This is a genomic window from Antarcticirhabdus aurantiaca, assembly GCF_009765365.1.
Lineage (GTDB): Bacteria > Pseudomonadota > Alphaproteobacteria > Rhizobiales > Rhizobiaceae > Antarcticirhabdus > Antarcticirhabdus aurantiaca.
This window is the reverse complement of sequence record NZ_VTOM01000004.1, coordinates 21,313-38,726: the sequence shown is the minus strand read 5'-3', so window position 1 is coordinate 38,726 and position 17,414 is coordinate 21,313. Positions and strand designations below refer to the sequence as shown.

General features: G+C 71.3%; 15 protein-coding genes. 13 read left to right on the top strand and 2 right to left on the bottom strand.

The annotated features are described in order from the left end of the window. Positions 1 to 16 precede the first annotated feature (16 nt). From FZN60_RS05660 to FZN60_RS05640, 5 genes are read left to right on the top strand one after another with little or no spacing between them, the layout of a single operon-like run. Complete coding sequence (locus FZN60_RS05660) at positions 17 to 1,105, top strand: ABC transporter substrate-binding protein (RefSeq protein WP_158872010.1); 1,089 nt, start codon at positions 17 to 19, stop codon at positions 1,103 to 1,105. A 45-nt stretch (positions 1,106 to 1,150) separates the two neighbouring features. Beyond that, entirely contained in the window at positions 1,151 to 2,188 is a 1,038-nt protein-coding gene (locus tag FZN60_RS05655) for an ABC transporter ATP-binding protein (protein WP_158872008.1), read from the top strand. After that, a complete protein-coding gene (locus FZN60_RS05650) occupies positions 2,185 to 3,045 on the top strand; it encodes an ABC transporter permease (RefSeq protein ID WP_158872006.1) in 861 nt (286 codons plus the stop codon). The genes FZN60_RS05655 and FZN60_RS05650 overlap by 4 nt, the downstream gene beginning before the upstream one ends. Next, positions 3,042 to 3,824, top strand: a complete 783-nt coding sequence (locus tag FZN60_RS05645) for an ABC transporter permease (protein ID WP_158872004.1) — start codon at positions 3,042 to 3,044, stop codon at positions 3,822 to 3,824. Before FZN60_RS05650 ends, FZN60_RS05645 begins: the two co-directional genes overlap by 4 nt. Continuing rightward, positions 3,824 to 4,612, top strand: a complete 789-nt coding sequence (locus tag FZN60_RS05640) for a nitrilase-related carbon-nitrogen hydrolase (protein ID WP_158872002.1) — start codon at positions 3,824 to 3,826, stop codon at positions 4,610 to 4,612. Before FZN60_RS05645 ends, FZN60_RS05640 begins: the two co-directional genes overlap by 1 nt. A gap of 26 nt (positions 4,613 to 4,638) precedes the next feature. Here FZN60_RS05640 and FZN60_RS05635 read toward each other — a convergent pair whose 3' ends face one another. After that, complete coding sequence (locus tag FZN60_RS05635; protein WP_158872000.1) at positions 4,639 to 7,185, bottom strand: EAL domain-containing protein; 2,547 nt, start codon at positions 7,183 to 7,185, stop codon at positions 4,639 to 4,641. A 311-nt stretch (positions 7,186 to 7,496) separates the two neighbouring features. Between FZN60_RS05635 and FZN60_RS05630 the strand changes: the two genes are divergently transcribed. Genes FZN60_RS05630 through FZN60_RS05595 form a run of 8 tightly spaced genes read left to right on the top strand, consistent with a single transcriptional unit; the run spans position 7,497 to position 16,501 of the window. After that, positions 7,497 to 8,144 carry a TetR family transcriptional regulator C-terminal domain-containing protein gene (locus tag FZN60_RS05630; RefSeq protein WP_158871998.1) on the top strand — a complete coding sequence of 216 codons (648 nt, stop codon included), beginning with the start codon at positions 7,497 to 7,499 and terminating at the stop codon, positions 8,142 to 8,144. Further along, complete coding sequence (locus tag FZN60_RS05625) at positions 8,144 to 9,340, top strand: pyridoxal phosphate-dependent aminotransferase (RefSeq protein WP_158871996.1); 1,197 nt, start codon at positions 8,144 to 8,146, stop codon at positions 9,338 to 9,340. The genes FZN60_RS05630 and FZN60_RS05625 overlap by 1 nt, the downstream gene beginning before the upstream one ends. Further along, positions 9,337 to 10,974 carry a 5-guanidino-2-oxopentanoate decarboxylase gene (locus FZN60_RS05620; RefSeq protein WP_158871994.1) on the top strand — a complete coding sequence of 546 codons (1,638 nt, stop codon included), beginning with the start codon at positions 9,337 to 9,339 and terminating at the stop codon, positions 10,972 to 10,974. The genes FZN60_RS05625 and FZN60_RS05620 overlap by 4 nt, the downstream gene beginning before the upstream one ends. Positions 10,975 to 10,993: 19 nt before the next feature. Beyond that, positions 10,994 to 12,154 carry an acyl-CoA dehydrogenase family protein gene (locus FZN60_RS05615; RefSeq protein ID WP_158871992.1) on the top strand — a complete coding sequence of 387 codons (1,161 nt, stop codon included), beginning with the start codon at positions 10,994 to 10,996 and terminating at the stop codon, positions 12,152 to 12,154. A 1-nt stretch (position 12,155) separates the two neighbouring features. Continuing rightward, entirely contained in the window at positions 12,156 to 14,210 is a 2,055-nt protein-coding gene (locus FZN60_RS05610) for an acetate--CoA ligase family protein (RefSeq protein WP_158871990.1), read from the top strand. Then, positions 14,207 to 14,995 carry an enoyl-CoA hydratase-related protein gene (locus FZN60_RS05605; RefSeq protein ID WP_158871988.1) on the top strand — a complete coding sequence of 263 codons (789 nt, stop codon included), beginning with the start codon at positions 14,207 to 14,209 and terminating at the stop codon, positions 14,993 to 14,995. Before FZN60_RS05610 ends, FZN60_RS05605 begins: the two co-directional genes overlap by 4 nt. 10 nt (positions 14,996 to 15,005) lie before the next feature. Further along, positions 15,006 to 15,791, top strand: a complete 786-nt coding sequence (locus tag FZN60_RS05600) for a carnitinyl-CoA dehydratase (protein ID WP_158872505.1) — start codon at positions 15,006 to 15,008, stop codon at positions 15,789 to 15,791. After that, on the top strand, positions 15,788 to 16,501 hold the full coding sequence (locus FZN60_RS05595) for an NAD(P)H-dependent oxidoreductase (RefSeq protein ID WP_199266494.1): 714 nt from the start codon (positions 15,788 to 15,790) through the stop codon (positions 16,499 to 16,501). Before FZN60_RS05600 ends, FZN60_RS05595 begins: the two co-directional genes overlap by 4 nt. A 24-nt stretch (positions 16,502 to 16,525) precedes the next feature. Here FZN60_RS05595 and FZN60_RS05590 read toward each other — a convergent pair whose 3' ends face one another. Continuing rightward, entirely contained in the window at positions 16,526 to 17,317 is a 792-nt protein-coding gene (locus FZN60_RS05590) for a GntR family transcriptional regulator (protein WP_158871986.1), read from the bottom strand. Between the last annotated feature and the right edge of the window lie 97 nt (positions 17,318 to 17,414).

Sequence of the window (17,414 nt, the reverse complement as noted above, 5' to 3'; positions counted from 1 at the left end):
ATCGGAGACCCGCGACATGACGACGACCCTCATCGCCCATCCGACCCGCCGATCCGTGCTTCTGGGCGCGGCCGCCGGCGCCGCCGCGCTCGCCACGCCCGGCATCCTGCGCGCGCAGGACCGCTCGCTGAAGGTCGGCGTCTACGGCGGCTACTTCAAGGAAAGCTTCGACGAGAACGTCTTCCCCGCCTTCACGCAGGCGACGGGGATCGCGGTCGAGAGCATCGCCGAGCCGACGGGCGAGGCCTGGCTGGTGCAGCTGGAGCAGGCAGCGCGCGCGAACGTCGCGCCGGCCGACGTCTCGATGATCAGCCAGGTCGCCATGCGCAAGGGCCTGTCCACCGATCTCTGGGCGCCGCTCGACCTCGCCCGCGTCAAGAATGCCGGCGACATCCTGCCGCCCTTCATCGTGAAGTATCCGGACGAGCGCGTCGCCGGCGTCGGCGCCGTCGCCTGGTACATCAACCTCGTCACCAACACCGAGGCCTACCCGACCGCCCCGGACTCCTGGGCGGCCTTCTGGGATCCGGCCAACGAGGGCAAGCTCGGCCTCCTCGCGCTCGTCTCCAACTCGTTCCTGCTCGAAGTCACGGCCAAGACCTTCTTCGGCGGCACGCAGGTGCTCGACACCGACGACGGCATCCTCAAGGTCATGGACAAGCTGGCCGAGGTGAAGCCCAACGTGCAGCTCTGGTACCGCGACGAGGCGCAGTTCGAGGCCGCGCTGAAGTCGGGCGAGATCCCGATGGGCCAGTACTATCACGACGTCACCGGCCTTGCCGCCTCGAAGGGCGAGCCGGTGCGATCGACCTTCCCGAAGGAGGGCGGCCTCTCGGATTCGGGCTGCTGGGCCGTCAGCCGCGCCTCGCAGAAGCTCGACATCGCGCACGAGTTCATCGACTACATGACCCAGCCTGCGACGCAGGCGCTGCTGGCACGGAAGGTCGGCACCGCGCCGGTGATCGGGCGCTCGCTGCTCGACCTCACCGACGCCGAGTTCGCCGCGGTCTCCTCGACCGCCGAGCCGATCGTGCCGCGCTACGATCTCTACGTTTCCAAGGCCGACTGGCTGAACCAGAAGTGGACCGAGCTGATCGTCGGCTGACCGGCGACCCAAGCCATCGATCCGCATTCCGAGGAGGCCCAGCCCATGACCGCGCTCGTGCTCGACGGCGTCACCAAGCGCTACGGCGCGACGACGGCCGTCGATGCCGTCGACCTGACGATCCCGGACGGCACGCTGGTCTGCCTCCTCGGCCCGTCGGGATGCGGCAAGACCACGCTGATGCGCATGATCGCGGGGCTCGAGGCGCCCTCGGCCGGCGAGGTCCGCATGGGCTCGGAAACGATCACCGGCATTCCCGTCCACAAGCGCGGCTTCGGCATGGTGTTCCAGTCGCTGGCGCTGTTTCCGCACCTCTCCGTCGGCGACAACATCGCCTATCCCCTGCGCCTTCGCGGCGAGAGCCGGGGGACGATCGAGGCGCGGGTGCGCGAGCTGCTCGACCTCGTGCAACTGCCCGGCGTCGAGGGGCGCGCGATCACCCAGCTCTCGGGCGGGCAGCGCCAGCGCGTCGCCATCGCCCGGGCGCTCGCCGTCGCGCCGCGCCTGTTTCTTCTCGACGAGCCCTTGTCGGCCCTCGATGCCAAGCTGCGCGAAGCGATGCAGGTCGAGCTGCGCCTTCTCCAGGAGCGCCTCGGCATCACCACCATCGTCGTCACCCACGACCAGCGCGAGGCGATGACCATGGCCGATCAGGTCGTGGTGATGCGGGGCGGCCGGGTGCTCCAGATGGACCGGCCGATCGAAGTCTATCGCCGGCCGGCGACGCCCTTCGTCGCCGACTTCCTCGGCCAGACCAACCTCATCCAGGCCCGCCGCGAGGACGGCGGGGCGCGTCTGGCTTCCGGCGCCTTCCTGCCGGACCTCGCGCTTCCCTCGGAAACCGCCCTCCTGTCGATCCGCCCGGAGGACGTGATCCTCCTGCCGGAAGGCGAGGGGCCGATCGCGGCCGAGGTCGAGTTCGTGCGCGACATGGGCTCGGCGGTCGAGATCTATCTTCGCGCGGGCGAGGCCCGGATCGTCGCCCACCGCGAGGCCGGCGCCGCCGTCGCGCCGACGGGCGGGCGCGTGTCCCTCGGCATCAGGCCCGGCGCTCCTTCCGTCTTCCCCGCCGAGGCCGCATGAGCGCGGCGCCCTCCCGGCCTTCCGGCGGCCAGGCCGCCCTCGTCTTTCCCGGCCTGATGCTCGGCGCCTTCTTCGTCGTGCCCTTCGGCCTGATGATCGCCGTTTCCTTCTTCCAGCGCGTCCAGGGGGGCTTCTACGAGCCGGTGCTGACGGGAGCCAACTACGCGCGCTTCCTGTCGCTGTTCTTCGGCGAGATCCTCCTGTTCTCGCTCGGCCTCTCGGCGCTGGTGGCGCTCGTCTGCCTCCTGGTCGGCGCGCCCTTCACCTATCTTCTCACGCGCTTGTCGCGGCGCGCGCAGGTGCCCTGGCTGGTCGCGCTCCTCGCCATCCTGTCCTTGTCCGAGGTCATCATCGGCTTTTCCTGGTCGACGCTTCTGTCCCGCACGGCGGGCGTGTCGAACCTTCTCGTCGCCCTGGGGCTGATGGCCTCGCCCGCCGCCTTCACGCCGAGCTTCGCCGCCGTCCTTCTCGGCATGACCTACCAGGCGCTGCCCTATTGCGTCCTGGTGCTCTACCCCTCCTTCTCGCGCCTCGACCCCTCGCTCGGCGAGGCCGCGCAGACGCTCGGCGCCTCGCCGGCGCGCGCCTTCCTGACCGTCATCCTGCCGGCCCTGCGCGGCGCGCTCGCCGCCACCTTCGTGGTGGTCTTCGTGTTCGCGCTCGGCTCCTACCTCCTGCCGCAGCTTCTCGGCCGGCCGCAGCACTGGACGCTGTCGGTCCTCATCACCGATCAGGCGATCTACCAGTCCAACATGCCCTTCGCCGCGGCCATGGCCGTGTTCCTGGTGCTGGCGAGCCTGCTTCTCGTCTCGCTCGCCGCCCTGTTCGGCGCAAAGCGCGCGGGGGGCGCCGCGTGACGCGCCTGTTTCTCGCCCTGATCGGGCTCTTTCTCGCCGCGCCCGTCGCGATCATCGCCGGCGTGTCCTTGAACGCGCAGCAGAGCCTCGTCTTTCCGCCGAACGGCGTCTCGCTGCGCTGGTACGCGGCCATCGCCACGCAGGCCGACTGGCGGAACGCGCTCCTCACCTCCGTCTCGATCGCGGCCTTCGCGGCGGCCCTCGCCGTCGCGATAGCGCTGCCGATCGCCTACGCCCTGTGGCGCCGCACGACCGTCGTCGGGCGCGTGGTGCAGCTTCTCGGCGTCTCGCCCTTCGTGCTGCCGCCGGTGATCACCGCGCTCGGCGCGCTCGCCTTCTGGTCGACGGCCGGCTTCTACGGCTCGTCCTTCACCGTGGTGGTCAGCCACGCGATCTTCTTCACCAGCCTGCCGCTCGTCACGCTGACGCTCGGCTTTTCCTCGATCGACCGCGAGATCGTGGAGGCCGCGCGCACCATGGGCGCCGACGAGCGGGCGGTGCGCCGCACGATCCTCGCCCCGATGATCCGGCCCTACCTCGTTTCGGGCTTCGCCTTCGCCTTCGTCCTGTCGCTGAACGAATACATCATCGCCTACATGACGGTGGGCTTCACCATGGAAACGGTGCCGATCAAGATCTTCAACGCCCTGCGCTACGGCTACACGCCGGTGATGGCCTCGATCTCGGTGCTCTTCGTCGCGCTGGCCGCCCTCGTCTTCGGCCTCGTCGCGCGGTTCGGCGATCTGCCGAAGCTTCTCGGCGCCTGGGAGCGCCGCTGATGCGCCTCGCCCTCTTCCAGCTCGACGCGTCGAATGCTGCCGGCGGCGAGGCGGGTCTCGGCCGCATCGGCGCGCTCATGCGGGCCGCGCGCGAGGCGGGTGCCGGGCTCGCCCATCTGCCGGAGCTCGCGCTTCCCGGCTACGGTGCGGGTGCCGAGGCCCTGCGCGAGACGGCCATGCGCGCGCCGGAGATCCTGGCGCGCCTGGAGGATCTCGTCGCCGAGACCGGCGTCGCCCTGGCGCTCGGGCTGCCCGTTCTCGACGGCGGCGCGGTGCTGAATGCCGCGATTCTCCTGCGCCCGAACCGCGAGCGCGTCCTCTACGCCAAGCGCTTCCTGTACGGCGACTACGAGCGGGCCGCCTTCTCGGCCGGCGCCGCGGTCTCGCCGGTGGTCGAGGTCGCGGGCTTTCGCGTCGGCCTCCTCGTCTGCTTCGACGTCGAGTTCCCCGAGACCGTGCGGGAGCTGGCGCTGGCCGGCGCGGACCTCGTGCTCGTGCCGACGGCGCTTCCCGAAAGCGCGGGCGCGCGCTTCATCGCCCGCAGCCTCGTGCCGACCCGCGCCTTCGAGAACAGCCTGTTCCTGTCCTATGCCGACTGGTGCGGCGCGGACGCCGCCTTCCGCTACCAGGGCCTGTCCGCGATCGTCGGTCCCGACGGCATCCCGCTCGCCCAGGCGGGCGAGGCGGGCGCCGAGATGCTCCTCGCCGACCTCGATCCCGCGGCCTTCGAGGCCCCGCGCGCGGCCAACAACTACCTCGGCGAGCTGCTGGCGCGCCGGAGCGGGTAGGCACCCGGCTCCGGGCTCGGGGTCCGCTACCCACGATCCGTGACGGGCTTGAGCTTTCGGGGCGTTCGAGCCCGGAGGGCCTTCGTGCTGCCCGATGCGCTCAACAGGTCGGCCAAGGGCTCCGGGCGATGCAGATAGAAGCTCTGGCCGAAGCCGATCCCGCGCGCGCGCAGGAGTTCCACGGCTTGCGCGTCGGCGACGCGCTCGGCCACGACCTCGACGCCGAGTTCCGCCGCGATCGTGCCGACCGCCGCGCAGATCGCCTGATCCAGGCCGTTTTTCGCGACGTCCTGGACGAAGGCGCCGTCGATCTTGATGCAGTCCACCGGAAAGCGACGCAGATAGCCGAAGGAGGACAGCCCCGCGCCGAAATCGTCCAGGCTCACCCGGCAGCCGGCTCGGCGCGCATCCCGCACGAAGCGCTCGGCGACGGCGAAGTTGTTGACCGCCGCGGTCTCCGTGATCTCGAAGCAGAGCCGCTGGGCGGGCTGGCCCGTCTCGCTCAGCTGCGCTTCCACGAAGGACCAGAGGTCCGGATCGCTCAGCGACATGGCCGACAGGTTGATCGAGAGCACCGGCATCTCGCGGGCTGGTCCGAGGTGGGCGAGCAGGTCGAGCGAGCGGCGGATGACGCTTCGGTCGAAGGCGCCCATGAGGTCGAAGCGCTCGGCGGCCGGGATGAACGTCCCGGGCATGATCAGCTCGCCATCGGTTCCCGCGAGCCGCGCGAGCACCTCGATCCGGCGGGAGCGCCGGGTCGGGTCGGACAGGTCCCGGATCTCCTGCCCGTAGAGCGTGAGCCGGTTCTCCTTGAGGGCCTGCAGCAGCTCGGAGGCGGCCCGCACCTCCGCGAAGCCGCCGGGAACGGCGCTGCCTGCCGGATCGTGGAGCGAAACCTTGTTGCGGCCGCGCGATTTCGAGGCGTAGCAGGCCGCGTCGGCCAGGGAGAGCGCCGTCAGCGGATCGGCCTGCGCATCGGCGAGCAGGACGATGCCGATGCTCGCGCCGACGCCGTGGGACCCGCCGCCCCAGGCCAGCTGCTGCGCGCCGACGGCCCGCACGATGTCGCGGCCGGCGCGGTAGGCCGCGTCGGGCCCGGATGCCTCCATCAGAACCGCGAACTCGTCGCCGCCCAGGCGCGCGACCTGCGCATCCGTCGGCAGGACGGCCAGCATGGCCTTGGCCACGAGCTTCAGGAGCGAGTCGCCCGCAGCATGGCCCGCGGTGTCGTTGACCATCTTGAAGCGGTCGAGGTCGATGTAGAGCAGCGCCAGCCCGGCCCGCTTGGCCGGATCCTCGATCGCGCAGGCCAGGGCCTTATCGAACGCGGACCGGTTCAGGAGGTCGGTCAGGCCGTCGTGCCGGGCGAGATGCGCGAGTTCGCGCTGGCGCGCCCGCTCGCGCGTCACGTCCTGCACGATGAGCACCGTCCCCATCACCTCGCCGGCCGGATCGTAAAGCGGCGAGGCGATGTCGCGCATGATGCGCCGCTCGCCGTCGCGACGCTCGAAGACAGCCGGCTCGTCGCGCTCCATCGTGCGGCGCTCGGCGCAGGCGAGCGGTGCGGCCGGGGGGAGACGAAGGCCCGTCTGCTCCTGCCGGAGCGGCAGGACATCCGCCGTCTTCTGCCCGAGGAGGTCGGCCTGCCCGGTCAGGAGCAGCCGCTCGGCCGCTGGATTGGCGAAGGTGATGGCGTCCTCGGCGTCGGTCGCGATCACCGCGTCGCCGATCGAGCGCAGGATGACGCGCAGGCGCTCCTTTTCCGCGGCGAGCCTGTTCGACACCTCCACCTGTTCGGACACGTCCCAGATGCTTCCGACGACGAGGGGCGGCTGGTGCGGCTGGCGGACCAGCCGCGACAGGGCGAAGACGTGCCGCACGGCCCCGTCCGGCCGCACGATGCGGTAGGTCATGCGCACCGGCGTGCCCTCGGCGAGAAGGGCGCTCGCTGCCGCTTCCGCCGCCTCCGCGTCGTCCGGGTGCAGGCGCCCGTGCCAGGTGCCCTGGGGGACCTCCTCCGGGCCGTCGCCGAGCCCGTAGATCTCGCGCATCCGCGCGTCCCAGAAGGTACGCCCGGTCTCGATCTCGAAGCTCCAGAGCCCGATGCCGCTGGCGTCGAGGGCGAGTTCGATGCGCTGATTGAGGAGCGCCAGCCGTGCGGCGGCCTCCTTCTGGGTCGTGATGTCGGTCTGGATGCCGATCATGCGCGTCGGCCGCCCCGCCGCGTCGCGCGCCACGACCTTGCCGCGGTCGAGGACCCAGATCCAGCGCCCGCTGCGGTGGCGCAGGCGGAACTCGCACTCGACGCTTTGCGACTGGCCACCCAGGTGACTGTCGCCGCTGGCGAGCGCGCGGTCCCGGTCGTCGGGGTGGACGAAGTCGAGCCAAAGGTCGGGATGGTCGCGCAGCTCGTCCGCGCCGTAGCCGAGCATGCGCTTCCAGCTCGGCGAGTAGTAGCAGGTGTTGTTGACGAGATCGGCGTCCCAGACGCCGAGCTCCGCGCAATCGACGGCCACCGCGAGGCGCTTCTCGTCCGCAGCGCCGGCGTCCTTCCCGACAACGGGGCTATCCACGCCTCCGTCGTCGGATCGCGTCGAGCCGGTGCCGGAGGTTTCATGAGGGTCAGCGTTGCCGATCATCTGGCTCGTCACGGTCCCGGCAGGATGGGAATCTCCTTGTAGATAAGTATAGCTGACAAATTCTGAATCGGCGTCGATGCCCCGGCGGCATCCCGCGTCATCCATCGCACGATCCGTGACGAGAACGATGCGGTCGTCGCACTTCGCCCGAAGGCGAGCGTCGCTGTCGCGAACTATGCAATTGCATAACTTCTATCCGGATGCATAATCCACGCGGTCGGAGGCGGAAACGGGAGGAGCGGGAGGTGACGGCATCGTTCAGGCGCGCGCCCGATTTCGACCGGAAGGCCGACATGATCGAGGCGACCCTCGACTGCATCGCCGACGTCGGGATCCAGGCGACCACGGTGCGCGCCGTCGCGGCGCGCGCCGGCGTCAGCAACGGCCTGATCCGCCACCACTTCGAATCCAAGGACAAGCTGATCACCGCGGCCTACCGGCGCACCATCGAGATGATGTCCGAGCCGATGCTCGCGGTGATGAAGGGGCCGTCCCAGCCGCCGCACGCGCGCCTCGCGGGCTTCGTCGTCGCCTCGCTGAGCGGGCCGAACGCCGATCCGCGCCTCCTGTCGCTCTGGGCCACCTTCATCAGCCAGATCCACGCCAATCCGCACTTCGCTCAGGAACACCGCGTCGGCTACGCCGCCTACCGCGAGGCGACGGAGGAGCTGATCGCGGACGTGATGACGGCGGAAGGGCGGATCCCGTCGGTGCAGGAGCGCCGGCGCCTCGCCATCGCGATCAACGCGGTGATCGACGGCCTCTGGCTCGAAGGATGCCTCAGCGCCGACGAGATCGACGAGAGCCTGCAGATCTCGATCGGCCTTCGCTGCGTCGAGGCGCTTCTGGGTGTGGAACTGCCGGATGTCCGGCCGGAAGGGAAGGAATCCTGATGCGCTACGCGGCCATCACGGACCGCTTGGCCGACCTCGGCTCGGGCAAGTGGGAGGTGCACGCGCTCGGCCGCCGGCTGCGCGCCGAAGGCCATCCCGTCATCGAGCTGACGATCGGGGAGCCGGATGTCGCGCCCGACGCGCGCCTGCTGGACGCCTGCGAGGCGGGGATGCGGGCGGGGCGCACGCGCTATTCCAACGGCCGCGGCGAGGCGCCGCTTCTCGCCGCGCTGGCCGCGAAATACGCCGCGCGGACGGGCCGCGCCATCACCCCGGACAACGTGCTCTGCCTGCCCGGCACACAGACCGCCCTTTACGCCGTCATGATGGGTCTGGCCGAAGCGGGCGACAAGGTCCTGGTGCCCGATCCCTATTACGCGACCTACGAGGCGGTGGTGAGGGCGCCTGGCGCCGACGTCGTCCCGGTGCGCATGCGGGCCGAGGACGGCTTCCACCTGCGGCCGGAGGCGCTGGAGGCGGCGATCACGCCCGAATGCCGCGTGCTCCTGCTCAACAGCCCGCACAATCCGAGCGGCGCCGTCCTGTCGCGCGAGGAGATCGCCGCGATCGGCGCGATCTGCCGACGGCACGATCTCTGGATCGTCAGCGACGAGGTCTACGAGCAGCTGACCTTCGGCGCGTCCTTCGCGTCCCCCTTGGACGATCCGGCGCTCGCGGAGCGGACGATCGTCGTGTCCTCGATCTCGAAGTCCCACGCGGCGCCCGGCTTCCGCGCCGGCTGGGCCGTCGGTCCGGCCGAGTTCTGCGCGCGCCTCCTGCCGATCTCGGAATCCATGCTGTTCGGCGGCCCGCCCTTTATCGCCGACATGACCGCCTTCGCCCTGACGCACGACCTGCCGACCGCCGCGATCATGCGCGATCACTACGCCGCGCGGGCCGATCTCGTGATCCGCCGGCTCGGCCATGCGGGGATCCTGCGTCCGCTGCGCCCGGAAGCGGGGATGTTCGTGCTCGTCGACGTCACCGCCACAGGGCTCGACGGCCGCGCCTTCGCCGAGCGCCTTCTCGCCGAGCGGTTCGTGTCGGTCATGCCGGGAAGCTCCTTCGGCTCCGCCGCCGAGGGGTTCGTGCGCCTGAGCCTGACGGTCCCCGACGACGCGCTCGAGGAAGCCTGCGGCCGGATCGCCGACTTCGCGCTGTCGCTCGGCGGCCCCGCCGGAAGGCATGCGTCGTGAGCGGCTTTCCGACCGTCGGGCAGGAGCTCGTCCGGCTCCTCGAAACCTACGGCGTCGACGTCGTCTTCGGCATTCCGGGCGTTCACACGACCGAGCTCTACCGCGGGCTCGCGGGCTCGCGGATCCGCCACGTCACCCCGCGCCACGAGCTCGACGCGGGCTTCATGGCCGACGGTTACGCCCGCGCCTCCGGCAAGCCCGGCGTCTGCCTGCTGATCACCGGGCCCGGCCTCACCAACGCGATCACCGCGATGGCCCAGGCCCGCGCCGATTCGATCCCGATGCTGGTCATCTCGGGGGTCAACGCGGTCGCGACGCACGGCCTCTACCGGGGCTATCTCCACGAACTGCCGGACCAGTCCGCCACGCTGAAGACGATCGCGCTGTCGTCGGAGCGGCTGCTGCGGGCCGACGACCTCGCCGACGTGGTGGCGCGCGCCTTCGCCGCGATGCGCGCGGGCCGGCCGGGCCCGGTCCACATCGAGATCCCCACCGACCTGATGGAGGCGCCGGTCCGGACGCCCAGGGACCCGCCCGCGCCAGCGCCGGCTTCCCCGCGAGACGGTGCCGGCTTCGAAGCGGCCGCGGCGCTCTGCCGGGCGGCCGGGACACCGCTGATCCTGGCGGGCGGCGGCGCGGTCTGGGCCGACGACGCCTTGCGCGAACTGGCGGATCGCCTCGACGCGCCGGTCGTCACCACCACCAACGCGCGCGGCCTCCTCGCCGGCCACCTCTTGGCCGTTCCCGCGAGCCCGAGCCTGTCGGCGGTGCGCGAGCTGATCGCCGGGAGCGACCTCGTGATCGCCGTCGGCACCGAGTTCGGACCGACCGACTACGACGCCTATGGCGATGGCGGCTTCGTTCCGCCCGCCGACCTCGTGCGCGTCGACGTCGATCCCGAGGCAGCCGCCCGGAGCTATCCGGCCCGCGTCACGCTGTGCTGCGACGCGGCGCTCGCGGCCGGGGAGCTGGTGAAGCGGCTGCCGGCCCGTGCGCCGGGCGCCTCGACCGGTGAACGCCGTGCGGCGGATGCGCGCCGCGCCGCCCGCGCCGAGCTCAGCCCCAAGATGGCAGCGATGGTGGAGGTTCTGGCCGCGGTCCGCGACGCCGTTCCCGGCTGCACCATCGTCGGCGATTCCACGCAGGCCGCCTATGCCGGCAACCTCTACTGGGACGCGCCCGCGCCCCGCACCTGGTTCAATGCCGCCACCGGCTACGGCGCGCTCGGCTTCGGCCCGCCCGCCGCCATCGGCGCCGCCATCGCGCTCGGGGGCGCTCCGGTCGTCTGCGTCGTGGGCGACGGCGGCTTCCAGTTCTGCCTCGGCGCCCTGGGCGCTGCGGCCGACGAGCGGGTCCCGGTCGTGTTCCTGGTCTGGAACAATCGCGGCTACCAGGAAATCGAGGACTACATGATCGCGCGCGGCGTCGAGCCCGTCGGCGTGCGCCCCGGTGCGCCGGACTTCTGCCGGATCGCCGAAGCCTACGGCTTGCCGGGCGAGCGCATCCGCCTGACCGAGGGCACCGACCAGGCGGCGCTCGCCCCCGGACGTCTGGAGCTCGGCGAGCTCTCAGTCGCGCTCGGCCGCGCCGCCCGCGCGAACGGGCCGTTTCTGATCGAAATCGTGACGCCTTGAGCGTTTGGAAGGAGCGCAGATGAACTTCGGCCTGACCGATGAGCAGGAGATGATCGTCTCGACGGTGCGCCGCTTCGTCGAGAACGAGATCTATCCCCACGAGGATACCGTCGAGAAGCTCGGCACCGTGCCGGCGGAGCTGGCCGAGGAGATCAAGCGCAAGACGATCGAGATCGGCTTCTACGCCAGCAACTTTCCGGAATCAGCCGGCGGGCCCGGCCTGTCGCACCTGGACTTCGCCCTGGTCGAGCGCGAGCTCGGCCGCGGCTCGATGGCGCTGACGCACTTCTTCGGGCGGCCGCAGAACATCCTGATGGCCTGCCGGGGCGAGCAGGTCGAGCGCTACCTCCGGCCGGCCGTCCGGGGCGAGCGGATGGACGCGCTCGCCATGACCGAGCCCGATGCCGGCTCGGACGTGCGCGGCATGCGGGCCAATGCCCGGCGCCAGGGCGGCGACTGGGTGCTCAACGGCACCAAGCACTTCATCTCGGGCGCCGAACACGCCGATTTCGTGATCGTCTTTATGGCGACGGGCGAGGAGGCCACCTCCGCCGGGCCCAAGAAGACGATCACCACCTTTCTCGTCGATCGCGGCACGCCGGGCTTCACCATCCGCGAGGGCTACCGCTCCGTCAGCCACCGCGGCTACAAGAACATGATCCTCGAATTCGACGCGTGCCGCCTGCCGGACGCGCAGGTGCTCGGCGAGGTTGACGGCGGCTTCAAGGTGATGAACGAGTGGCTCTACGCCACCCGCATCACGGTCGCCGCCATGGCGGTCGGCCGCGCCCGGCGCGTCTTCGACATGATGCTGGCCTACGCGGCCGAGCGGAAGCAGTTCGGCCAGCCGATCGGCCGCTTCCAAGGTGTCGGCTTCCAGCTCGCCGACACCGTCACGGAGATCGACGCGGCCGACTGGCTGACGCTCGCCGCGGCCTGGCGGCTCGACCAGGGCCTGCCGGCCAACCGCGAGATCGCCTCGGCCAAGGTCTATGCCTCCGAGATGCTGGGGCGCGTCACCGACCGCGCGATCCAGGTCTATGGCGGCATGGGGCTCATGGACGACTTCCCCCTCGAGCGCTTCTGGCGCGATGCCCGGGTCGAGCGCATCTGGGACGGCACGAGCGAGATCCAGCGCCACATCATCGCGCGCGACCTCCTGCGCCCGCTCGGGGCCTGAGATGACCAAGGGGTCCTTGTCGCGCGTCCTGCGCCCGCGATCGATCGCCGTGTTCGGCGGCGGCTGGTCCAACGCGGTCCTGAAGCAGTGCCGCGCCTTCGGCTTCGAGGGCGATCTGTGGCCCGTCCATCCGAGCCGGGCGGAGGTCGAGGGCCTGTCCTGCTTCCGCAGCGTCGCCGACCTGCCCGGCGTGCCCGACCTGTCCTTTATCGGGGTGAACCGGGACGCGACGATCGACATCGTGCGCGAGCTTTCCGCCCGCGGCGCCGGGGGCGCCGTCTGCTTCGCGTCCGGCTTCAGCGAGGTCGCCGACGGCGCCGCGCGCAATGCGGCCCTTCTTTCGGCCGCCGGGGACATGCCGATCCTCGGGCCCAACTGCTACGGCTTCATCAACTATCTCGACGGGGCGCTTCTTTGGCCGGACCAGCACGGCGGCCGCCGCGTCGAGCGGGGCGCGGCGCTCGTCGTCCAGTCCTCGAACATCGCGATCAATCTCACGATGCAGAAGCGCGGCCTGCCGATCGCCTACGTTCTGACGGCCGGCAACCAGGCCCAGACCGGCCTGTCGGAACTCGTCGAAGCCGCGCTCGACGACGAGCGGGTCAGCGTTCTCGGCCTGCATATCGAGGGCTTCGACGACCTGCACCGGCTGGAAGGTGCCTTCCGCAAGGCCCGCGAGCGCCGGGTGCCCGTCGTCGTCATCAAGGTCGGGACCTCCGCGGCCGCCCAGGCGATGGCCCTCTCGCACACGGCCTCGCTCGCCGGCGCCGACCGGCTGGCCGACGCCTTCTTCGAGCGCTGCGGCGTCGCGCGGGCGAGAAGCATCGACGAGTTCGTGGAAACGCTGAAGCTCCTGCACGTTCTCGGACCATCCCCGGACGCGACGCTCGGCTCCATGAGCTGCTCGGGCGGCGAGGCCTCCCTCGTCGGCGACCTCGCCGAAGCCGCCGGGCTCGACCTGCGCGCCCTCGACGAGCGCGAGGCGACGGCGCTGCGTGCGACGCTGCCGGACATGGTCACCATCTCCAACCCGCTCGACTACCACACCTTCACCTGGAACGACCCGCCGGCGCTTGCCCGCACCTATCGCGCGATGCTGGACGGGGGCTTCGGCCTGACGATCCTGGTGCTCGACCAGCCGCGCCCCGACCGCTGCGCCGACAACGGCTCGGCCGGCGCGCTCCAGGCCGCCATCGACGCGCATGGGACGGGCGGCGGGCGGTTCGCGCTGGTGTCGAGCCTGCCGGAAAACATGAGCGAGGCCGAGGCCGATCGCCTCGTCGAAGCGGGCATCGCGCCGCTGATGGGGCTCTCCACCGCCCTTCTCGCCGCCGCGCACGCCGCCCGGATCGGGGCCGCCTGGGCGGGGCCACCCGCCCCGCCGCTCGCCCGCCAGGCCGCGCCCGCAGGCGCGGAGGCGAGGGCGCGCGACGAATGGGCCTCGAAGGCGATCCTGTCCGAGATCGGGATCGAGACGCCGGCCGGCGGCGTCGCCCGCTCCGCCGACGAGGCGGTGCGTCTCGCCGAGCGGATCGGCTTTCCCGTCGTCGTGAAGGGCGTCGGCGAGGCGCTCCTCCACAAGACGGAAGCCGCCGCCGTGAAGCTCGACCTGCGCGACGCGGCGGCCGTGCGCGGGGCGACCGCCTCGCTCGCCCATCTCGGCTGCGACGTCCTCGTCGAGCGGATGGTCACGGGCGGCCTGGCCGAGCTGATCCTGGGCATCGCCCGCGACCCGCAATTCGGCCTCTTCCTCACGATCGGGGCGGGCGGCGTCGCCGTGGAGCTGTGGAACGACACGCGCCCGCTGCTCCTGCCCGCCGACCGCGAAGCTATCCGCGCTGCGATCCTGTCCTTGAAGTCCGCGCCGCTCCTCCTGGGCTTCCGCGGCAGGCCGGCGGCGAACCTCGACGCGATCGTCGAGGCCGCCTTCCGCCTCGGCGAGTACGCGCTGGCCGAGGCGCACAGCCTCGAGGAGCTCGACGTCAATCCCCTGATCGCGACCGCCGAGGCCGCGATCGCAGCCGACGCGCTGATCCGCGCGAGGAGGTCCCCATGAGCGATGCGGTCAAGTTCACCCGCAACGGTGCGGTCGCCGAGATCGTCCTCGACCGGCCCAAGGCCAACGCCATCGACCGCCCGACCAGTCGGGCGCTCGGCGAGGTCTTCGCGGCGTTCCGCGACGATCCGGAGCTGCGCGTCGCGATCTTCACGGGCGGCGGCGCGAAGTTCTTCTCGGCGGGCTGGGACCTCAACGAGGCCGCCGCGACCGGCGGCGACGGCTACGTCGCCGATTACGGGCAGGGCGGCCTTTATGGCTTCTCCGAGCTGCCCGACCTCGAAAAGCCCGTGATCGCCGCCGTGAACGGCTATGCCATCGGCGCCGGCTTCGAGATCCTGCTGTGCGCCGACTTCGTGGTCGCGGCCGATCACGCCGCCTTCTGGCTGCCGGAAACCTCGCTCGGCGTCCTGCCCGACATCGGCTCCTTCCTGTTGCCCAAGCTCCTGCCCAAGGTCGTCGCCAACGAGGTGCTCTACGGCGGCCGGCGCTTCGACGCCGCCGACTGTCTGCGCTGGGGCCTGGTCAATGCCGTCGTGCCGCAGGCCGAGCTGATGGATGCGGCCCGGGCGCTCGCCGGACGCATCCTGCGCTCGGCGCCGCTCTCCGTCGCCGCCGCCAAGCAGACGACGCGCATGGCGCAGCACATGAGCCTCGCGGAAGGGTACGCGGCCATGCGCGCCGGCGACTTCCCGCTGTTCAAGCGGCTCATTGACAGCGAGGACGCGCTGGAAGGCCCGCGCGCCGCGCTGGAGAAGCGCGCGCCCGTGTGGAAGGGGCGCTGAGGTGAGCGAGATACCGCACGGCGTCGTCTCCACCCGCCGCGAGGGCGCGATCCTCGAGGTGACGCTGGACCGCCCCAAGGCCAACGCCATCGACCTGCCGACCTCGCGCGCCATGGGCCGTGTCTTCGCGGCGTTCCGCGACGATCCGGAGCTGCGCGTCGCCATCCTGAAGTCGGCGGGGAGCCGCTTCTTCTGCGCCGGATGGGACCTCAAGGCGGCGGCTGACGGCGCGCCGGTCGACGGCGATTACGGCGTCGGCGGCTTCGGCGGCATCCAGGAGCTGCGCGACCTCAACAAGCCGGTGATCGCCTGCGTCAGCGGCATGGCGGTCGGGGGCGGCTTCGAGCTGGCCCTGTCCTGCGACCTCATCTACGCGGCCGACCACTCGTCCTTCGCGCTGCCCGAAATCCGCTCCGGCACGATCGCCGACGCCGCGACGATCCGGCTGCCCAAGCGCATCCCCTACCACGTCGCCATGGAGCTCCTGTTCACCGGCCGCTGGATGGAGGCGGCCGAAGCCCAGCGCTGGGGCCTCGTCAACGAGGTGCTGCCGGAAGGCCAGCTCGAAACCCGGGTCTGGGCGGTCGCGCGCCTCCTCGCCGCCGGCCCGCCGCTCGTCTACGCCGCCATCAAGGAGACCGCGCGCGTAGCCGAGGGCGAGGACTTCCAGACCACCATGAACCGCGTCATGCGCCGGCAACTGCCGAGCGTCGATCGTCTCTACGCGTCCGAGGACATCCTGGAGGGGGCCAAGGCCTTCGCCGAGAAGCGCGATCCCGTCTGGAAGGGCCGATGACGATGAAGGTCCTCGTCGTGAGCGCCACGCCGGAGCCGCGATCCTTCGCCGCCGCCATGGGAAAAGCCTCCGTCGACACGATGCGCGAGCTCGGCCACGCGGTCGAGCATTCCGACCTCTACGCCATGAACTGGAACCCGGTGGCGAGCGCGGCCGACTTCGGGACGCGGCGCGATCCGGACTACCTGACCTACGCGCTCGAACAGCGCCACAACGTGACCGCCGGCACGCTGGCCCCGGACATTCGCGCCGAACTCGACAAGCTCGTCGCCGCCGACCTCCTGATCCTGAACTTCCCGATCTACTGGTTCTCGATGCCGGCCATCCTGAAGGGCTGGATCGACCGCGTCTTCGTGTCCGGCCTCTGCTACGGCGGCCGGCGGATCTTCGACCAGGGCGGACTCGCCGGAAAGCGCGCGCTCGTCGGCCTGACCATCGGGGGCCGGGAGACGATGTTCGGGCCGGAGGGCATCCACGGGCCGCTGGACCACCTCCTGCGGCCGATCCTCAAGGGAACGCTCGGCTATGTCGGCTACGACGTCCACGAGCCCTTCATCGGCTGGCACGTTCCCTACATCCCGGACGAGGCCCGCCGGGCGATCCTGGCGGACTATGTCGAATGCCTGCGCGGCCTCGACCGGCGGCCGATCCTGCCGATGCCGGCGATGGACGGGTTCAACGCCGATCTCAGCCCGAAACCCGCCGTCTGACGCGAAGCGCACCCGAACGGGCGGTCAGGTCGGCTCGCGGCGGCGCTCCAGGTCCATGGTGAAGACGAAGCGGTTGGCGGGGTGGACGGTGTAGGTGACGAGGAAGATCTTGCCGTCCGGCCCGGTATAGCGGCGGATCATGATGAGCGCCGGCGTGCCGGCCTCGATCTGCATCGGGCCGGCGAGGTCGTCGGTGATCTGGCCGGCGAAGATCTCGACGCGAGCATGGCCGATCCTGAGGCCGAAATACGTCTCGATCTGGCGGAAGGCCGGCTCGCCGGTCGGGTTCGGCAGGTCGAAGATCGCGGCATAGGTCGGCCGCACGAAGATGTCGGCGAAGGAGAAGGGCAGCTTGGAGCCGCGCGCGATGCGCACGGCCTGGAGGCGCGACCATTCCTCGCCGGCATTGCACAGGAGGAGGTGCGCCTGCTCGACGCTGGCCCGGATCGCCTGGCGCGAGAGCTCGACGCGCGACGTCTCGGCCGGATAGCGCAGGATCTCCGACATGGAGGTCAGCGACTGGATGAAGGCCTCGCGCGGCTCGCTGGCGACGACGAGGCTCCCGACGCCCGAGCGGCGCTCGATGAGGCCGGCCTCCTGCAGGCCCTTCAGCGCCTGGCGCACCGTGAAGCGCGAGGCGCCGAAGCGGGCGCAGAGCTCGTGCTCGGTCGGCAGGAGGCCGCCGATGGGAACGCGCCCGGCCTTCACGTCGGCCGCAAGCTCCGTCTGGATCTCCAGCCAGCGCGGCCGCCCGGCCGGCCCGCGGCGGGGCGCCGGGGGCTCGACGGGTTCGAGGTCGTTGATCGTGTCGGACATGGCGGCTCGCGAAGGTGGCGGGCCGCGCCGGCCGCGCCCTGCGCCGGCGGGGCGCCGCCGCCGCAGGCCGGACCCGGCCGCCGCGATCCCTGTGCGT